General features: G+C 38.7%; 5 protein-coding genes. All 5 read left to right on the forward strand.

What is annotated here, in order from left to right:
• Positions 1-550, forward strand: a 550-nt coding sequence (locus VB797_RS14635; protein ID WP_323238425.1) for a response regulator, incomplete at its 5' end; no start/stop codon positions are given.
• Positions 551-772: 222 nt separating this feature from the next.
• Complete coding sequence (locus tag VB797_RS14640) at positions 773-1,135, forward strand: response regulator transcription factor (RefSeq protein WP_323238426.1); 363 nt, start codon at positions 773-775, stop codon at positions 1,133-1,135.
• A 46-nt stretch (positions 1,136-1,181) separates the two neighbouring features.
• Positions 1,182-1,655, forward strand: coding sequence for a chemotaxis protein CheW (locus VB797_RS14645; RefSeq protein WP_323238427.1), 474 nt, complete (start codon positions 1,182-1,184; stop codon positions 1,653-1,655).
• Positions 1,656-1,805: 150 nt separating this feature from the next.
• On the forward strand, positions 1,806-5,255 hold the full coding sequence (locus VB797_RS14650; RefSeq protein ID WP_323238428.1) for a GAF domain-containing protein: 3,450 nt from the start codon (positions 1,806-1,808) through the stop codon (positions 5,253-5,255).
• A 279-nt stretch (positions 5,256-5,534) separates the two neighbouring features.
• A partial coding sequence (locus VB797_RS14655; protein ID WP_323238429.1) for a four helix bundle protein occupies positions 5,535-5,944 on the forward strand: 410 nt, incomplete at its 3' end.

Below are 5,944 nucleotides of genomic sequence, written 5' to 3' on the forward strand. Positions count from 1 at the left end.
ACCTATAGCTCGTTCATTATTGCCTTACGTCCTCAAAGGTATCATCGAACTGATAAAAGTTCCCGATTTACCTTTTAAGATCGGTGACGGTCAAGATGCATCGGTTGCAGAATCAGAACCAGAAGCACCATCTGGACCTTTGATAGCCTGTGTGGATGACAGCCCGCAAGTTTGTCAAATGCTCGAACAAATTCTTGTTCCTCAAGGACTGCGATTTATTAAAATTCAAGACCCCGTACAGGCTTTACCAATCTTGATCGAAAATAAACCAGACCTGATTTTCTTGGATTTAGTAATGCCGGTTGCTAGCGGTTATGAAATTTGCGCTCAATTACGCCGGATTTCAGTGTTTGCGAATACACCAGTAATTATACTTACAGGCAGCGATGGTTTATTTGACAGAGTTCGTGCCAAAGTCGTGGGTTCCACGGATTTTATTACAAAGCCTGTAGTTGCCGATAAAGTACTGGGGGTTATCCGCAAGTATATCCAGCCTCAATCGCACAATAAGGGTAATTCAAATACACAGATGTCATTTGGACATTCTTAATTTACTTATTTTTATCAGCAAAATTCTTGCCAATAAATGCCTATTTCTATATTAGCGTTGTAAAAAAAATTAAATCTAGATAGAGTCAAGCATAAGTGTTTACATTGAAGTTAAATTAACTTCATATGCATAAAAATTAGAGAAAGCTCAAGTTTGAATTTTCTGATTTTAATGCTCAATAGCCGTTTTTTCGTTGTTAAATAAAATTGATAGGTAATTGCTATGAGTACTATTTTGGTTGTTGAAGACGGTTTAACTGATATGCAGGTGATTAGCCGTTATTTAGAGCAAGCAGGCTATAGCGTCATGGGGGCGAAAAGTAGTGAAGAGGCTCAGGAAAAAATTACTCAAAAAAAACCTGATGTAATTTTTCTGGATGTGATTTTACCTGGGAAAAGTGGTTTTGAAATTTGTCGAGAACTTAAAAATAATCCCGATACCAGCACTATTCCAGTCGTTTTCTGCTCTACAAAAAATACAGATGTAGATAAAATGTGGGGTGATATGTTAGGTGCTTACGCTTTTCTTTCCAAACCCGTACAAAAGGAAGAATTGGAAGGAGTTCTACAAAAATTGAAGAGATAGCTCATAGATTAACAATACGAATCAACACGTATAAGGAACAATAGTCTTGGATAGTTCAGAAAAGTTTTTAAGCTTTAACTTAGGTATCAAAAATACAGCAATCATTTCATTGGAAAACGTCACAGAAATTTTACCTGTATCTTTGAATGAAGTCTGCTGCGTTCCACAGATGCCAAGCTGTGTATTTGGTATCTATAATTGGCGCGGTGAGATGCTTTGGTTAATTGATTTAGAAGCAATGTTAGGCTACTTACCGTACTCTTATGGTAGTAATTTTGTTTCAAAAATGATGGCGATTATCTTGGAGAAAGAAGGTAAATCCTTGGGATTGTTGGTACGGCAAATTATGGATATTGAAGAATTTAACTTGGAAAAAATGAAGCCACCATCACCTGAATTGGTTTCTCAAGAAGTTGCTCCTTTTTTGCAAGGGTATTTTATAAATTCTTCAGAAGAAATGATTGTCAATTTAGATGCTTCGGCAATTATTCAATCTCCTTTATGGTCAATTCATAATTAACAAAATAGGTAATGGGTAATGGGGAATTGAAAAACATTAAATCGGTACACCGAGTTTTTCCAAAAATTAAATGAGAACCCTATAGCCATAAAACTATTTTTTCCTAACTTGTAGCAAATTCAAATACTCAAATAAATTTAGGTGCCTTCAATGACCAGCGTATATCAAGAAAATAACGAAAACGGACATCATTTCGATAATATTGAAAAGTCTGATAAATCCAGCGAATATAATCAACAAGCGGCAAATTCAAACAGTATCGAGCAGCAATTTAAAAATTGGCGATCGCAGTTAACTTCAATTCTCAGTCAAATTCGTCAAGTCAAGCACTTTGATGAATTAGTGCAAGTCACAACCGCAGTAGTTAAAGAGAAAATCAAAGCCGACCGAGTGCTGATTTATCGCTTTGATTCTTCATCTTCGGGTGTTGCGATCGGGGAATCAATTGCCAAAGGTTGGACACCTGCAATGGGTGAAACTCTGCCGACGATGGTTTTCGGGTTGGAAGCAAGAGAAGAATATCTAGAAGCTGTTTGTATAAAAGATATTGCGGAAATTGAACTAACAGCTTACAAAGCTCAACTCTTAGAAAAATTCCAAGTTACAGCTAGTTTAAGTATTCCGATTTTATTTGCAGGTGAAATTTGGGGATTGTTAGCGATACACAGTTGTACAGCACCACGTCCGTGGGAAGAATCAGAAATTAGTTTGCTAACTCAAATTACCGCTGAAATTACTCACAAACTGCAAAGCTTTGAATTGCAAACAAAAATAGACCGGCAAGCACAAGAGTTTAAATCGATATCAAAGGTTATTGATAAGATTCAGCTAGCTTCTAGTTTGGATAAGTTATTCCGTACAACTACCCAGGAAGTTCGCGAAATAATTAAATGCGATCGGTTAGCAGTTTATCGCTTCAATGCTGATTGGAGTGGGGAATTTGTAGCGGAATCTGTGGCAAATGGTTGGATTACACTTGTCGGTCCCGGTATCAAAACTGTTTGGGAAGATACACACTTACAGGAAACTCAAGGGGGACGCTATCGTCAGCATGAAAGTTATGTCGCGAATGATATCTATGAGATGAATCATGCACCCTGTCACATCGAGATTTTGGAACAGTTCCAAGTTAAAGCTTATGTAATTGTGCCGTTATTCTCAGGACAGAAATTATGGGGTTTACTAGGTGCTTATCAAAATAGCGGTGCTTATGAATGGCAACAAGACCAAGTTAAATTGTTACGTCAAATTGCGATTAACTTGGGTGTAGCTGTATCGCAAGCAGAATTCGTACAGCAAACCGAAGAGCAATCGCGACAGTTAGCTAAGACAGCAGAACGTCAGCAAAGTTTAATTAGCTTGACTCGTAAAATTGGAGAAGGACTTACACAAAAAGTTGCCGATTCCTCGCAATTTAATGTAATTTTGCAAACAACTGCTTATGAAGTCCGTCGTTTACTACAAACTGACCACACTGTTGTTTATCGTTTTAATGAGGATTGGAGCGGTGAATTTATTGCAGAATCTATAGGTAAAAACTGGAAATCTTTTATAGAAAAGGAAATTGATCAAGCTTTATTAAAAGAGAACGGTCATTGCGACTCGATTCGCAGCCTTGAATCAATCTATAAAGAAGGAGATACTTATCTGCAAGATAATCAAGGAGGTCGTTATAAACAAAGAACTAGCTTTGTTGTTAATGATGTAGAAAAAGCAGGATTTCCTCCTTGCTACATGGATTTATTAGAGCAATTTGAAGCCAAAGCTTATCTTACCGTTCCAATTTTTCAAGGCAATAAACTTTGGGGATTGTTAGCAAGCTATCAACATTCCGGAACCCGCGACTGGGAAGAATTTGAAGTCACTGCAATGGAACAGATTGCCGTGCTGTTGGGAGTTGCGATTCAACAGACGCAAACATTGGATAAATACGAGCAGCAATCTGAAAAAATGGTTAAAGCCGTACAGCGCGATCGCGCTTTAGCCAAAGTAATTGACAAAATCCGCCAATCTCTGGACATTGAGAGCATCTTCTTAACTACTACTCAAGAGATGCGGTCACTGTTAAATACTGACCGTGTAGCCGTATATCGACTTAACCCTGACTACACCGGAGAATTTGTTTCCGAATCTGTAGGTGCTGGCTGGCTTCCTTTGGTAGAAAGACAACATCAAATTCGGCGTTTGCAAGAAAGTATTAACAGTTGTAATCGAATGCGAACTTTGTTTAAAACTAGCGAGATTGAAACAGGTTCTGCTGACCCCTACTTACAAAGTAATTTATCGGGGAATATAGGCGAAAAACAATCCTATGTCGTTGCTGATATATACGCTAAAGGATTTAACGATTGTTACCTTCAGGTGTTAGAACAATATCAATGTAAAGCTTACGCGATCGTCCCGATTTATCAAGGGAAAAAACTCTGGGGAATGCTTGCAGCTTATCAGAATGACGGCCCCCGTGAATGGGAAGAAGTAGAAGTTAACCTATTGACACAAATTGCAACCCAGCTAAGTGTAGCCCTACAACAAGCTGAATTCCTCCAACAGTTACAGGCTCAATCGTCACAAGTAGCAGAAGCAGCAGCTAGAGAGAAACAAGCTAGAGAATCTTTGCAAACAGGAGCAATGCAACTCTTAGCAGCAGTTAGACCCGCTTTAAACGGAGATTTGACGGTACGTGCGCCCATTACCGAAGACGAGCTAGGTACCATCGCCGATGCTTACAACAACACCTTACAAGCATTGCGGCAAATCGTCTTACAAGTACAGTCAGCAGCTCAACAAGTTGCGGAAACTTCTGCAAAAAGCAACCTGTCACTGACCGGATTGACAGAGCTAGCGCAACAACAATCAAGAGAAATCAGTGGGTCTTTAACCGAGATTCAGCAGATGGTTGATTCTACCCAAGAGGTGGTAGCAAATGCCGAATCAGTACAGGCTGCGGTTCAAAAAGCCAACCAAACCGTAGATTCTGGTGATGCAGCCATGAACATGACTGTAGAAGCCATTCAGGCAATCCGCGAAACTGTTGCTCAAACTGGTAAAAAGATTAAGCGACTGAGTGAATCCTCCCAGAAGATTTCTAAAGTAGTAAGTTTGATTAGTAACTTCGCCACTCAAACCAACGTACTGGCACTAAACGCAGCAATTGAAGCCACCCGTGCTGGTGAATACGGTAAAGGTTTTGCAGTGGTAGCCGATGAAGTGCGATCGCTATCTCGTCAGTCAGCAGCAGCAACCATCGAAATTGAAAAACTAGTCCAAGAAATCCAAGAAGAAACGGGTGAAGTTGCAGTAGCAATGGAAACAGGTATTCAGCAAGTAATAGAAGGGACAAATTTGGTCAACGAAACCAGACAAAACCTCAACGACATTGTGGATGCAACAGCCGAAATCAGCGAACTACTCGAAAGGATTACCGATGCAACCCAAACCCAAATGCTGCAATCGGTATCAGCCACAGCATCCATGAAGGACGTAGCCCAGATTTCCAAAAAGACTTCCACAGAAGCTAACAGTATTGCCACAGTCTTCCAACAGTTATCTGAAATGGGACAGGAATTGTTAACAAGTGTAAGTAAGTTTAAAGTCAACTAACAAAAAGTTAGGAGTTAAGAGTGAGGAGTTAGGAGTTAAGAGTTAGGAGTTATATCAGGACTTACGCATGAGTAACAGAATAATATTTTTTATAAATTTGTAATGACTGCGTAAGTTCTATATATTTCAAACCCTAACTAAAAACTTCTAGTTCACAAAACTCATCTTGTAGGGTGCTGTGACACTTCGCTTGATTTCTAACGCAATAATAAGGTTTATGTGTCACGCACCTTCTCATAGTCCTGAATAAGCTTGGCTTTAACAACGGGAGGATAACTCTTGGCAACAAGTATTATACAAAATAAAAGTTTTGATTTTGCTTTAAAAATAGTTCATCTTTACAGCCAACTTCAACAGCATAAGGAATATGTAATTTCTAATCAATTACTTAAATCCGGGACAAGTATTGGAGCCAATGTTGAAGAAGCTAGTGGAGGTCAAAGTAGAAAAGACTTTCTAGCAAAAATGTATATTGCCTACAAAGAAGCTAGAGAAACCAAATATTGGTTACGACTATTACAACATTCTAATTTAGTAAATCTTGATGTAACCCAAGAACTTATATACATAGATGAAATCATTCGCATTTTGAGTTCAATAGTCAAAACAACAGAGCAATCAATAAATAAATCACACGAAAATAATAAGTCAAATAACTCCCAACTCCTAACTCCCAACTCCCAACTCCC

The sequence above is a fragment of the Rivularia sp. UHCC 0363 genome (genome assembly GCF_034931125.1).
In the GTDB taxonomy this organism is placed as follows: Bacteria; Cyanobacteriota; Cyanobacteriia; order Cyanobacteriales; family Nostocaceae; genus Rivularia.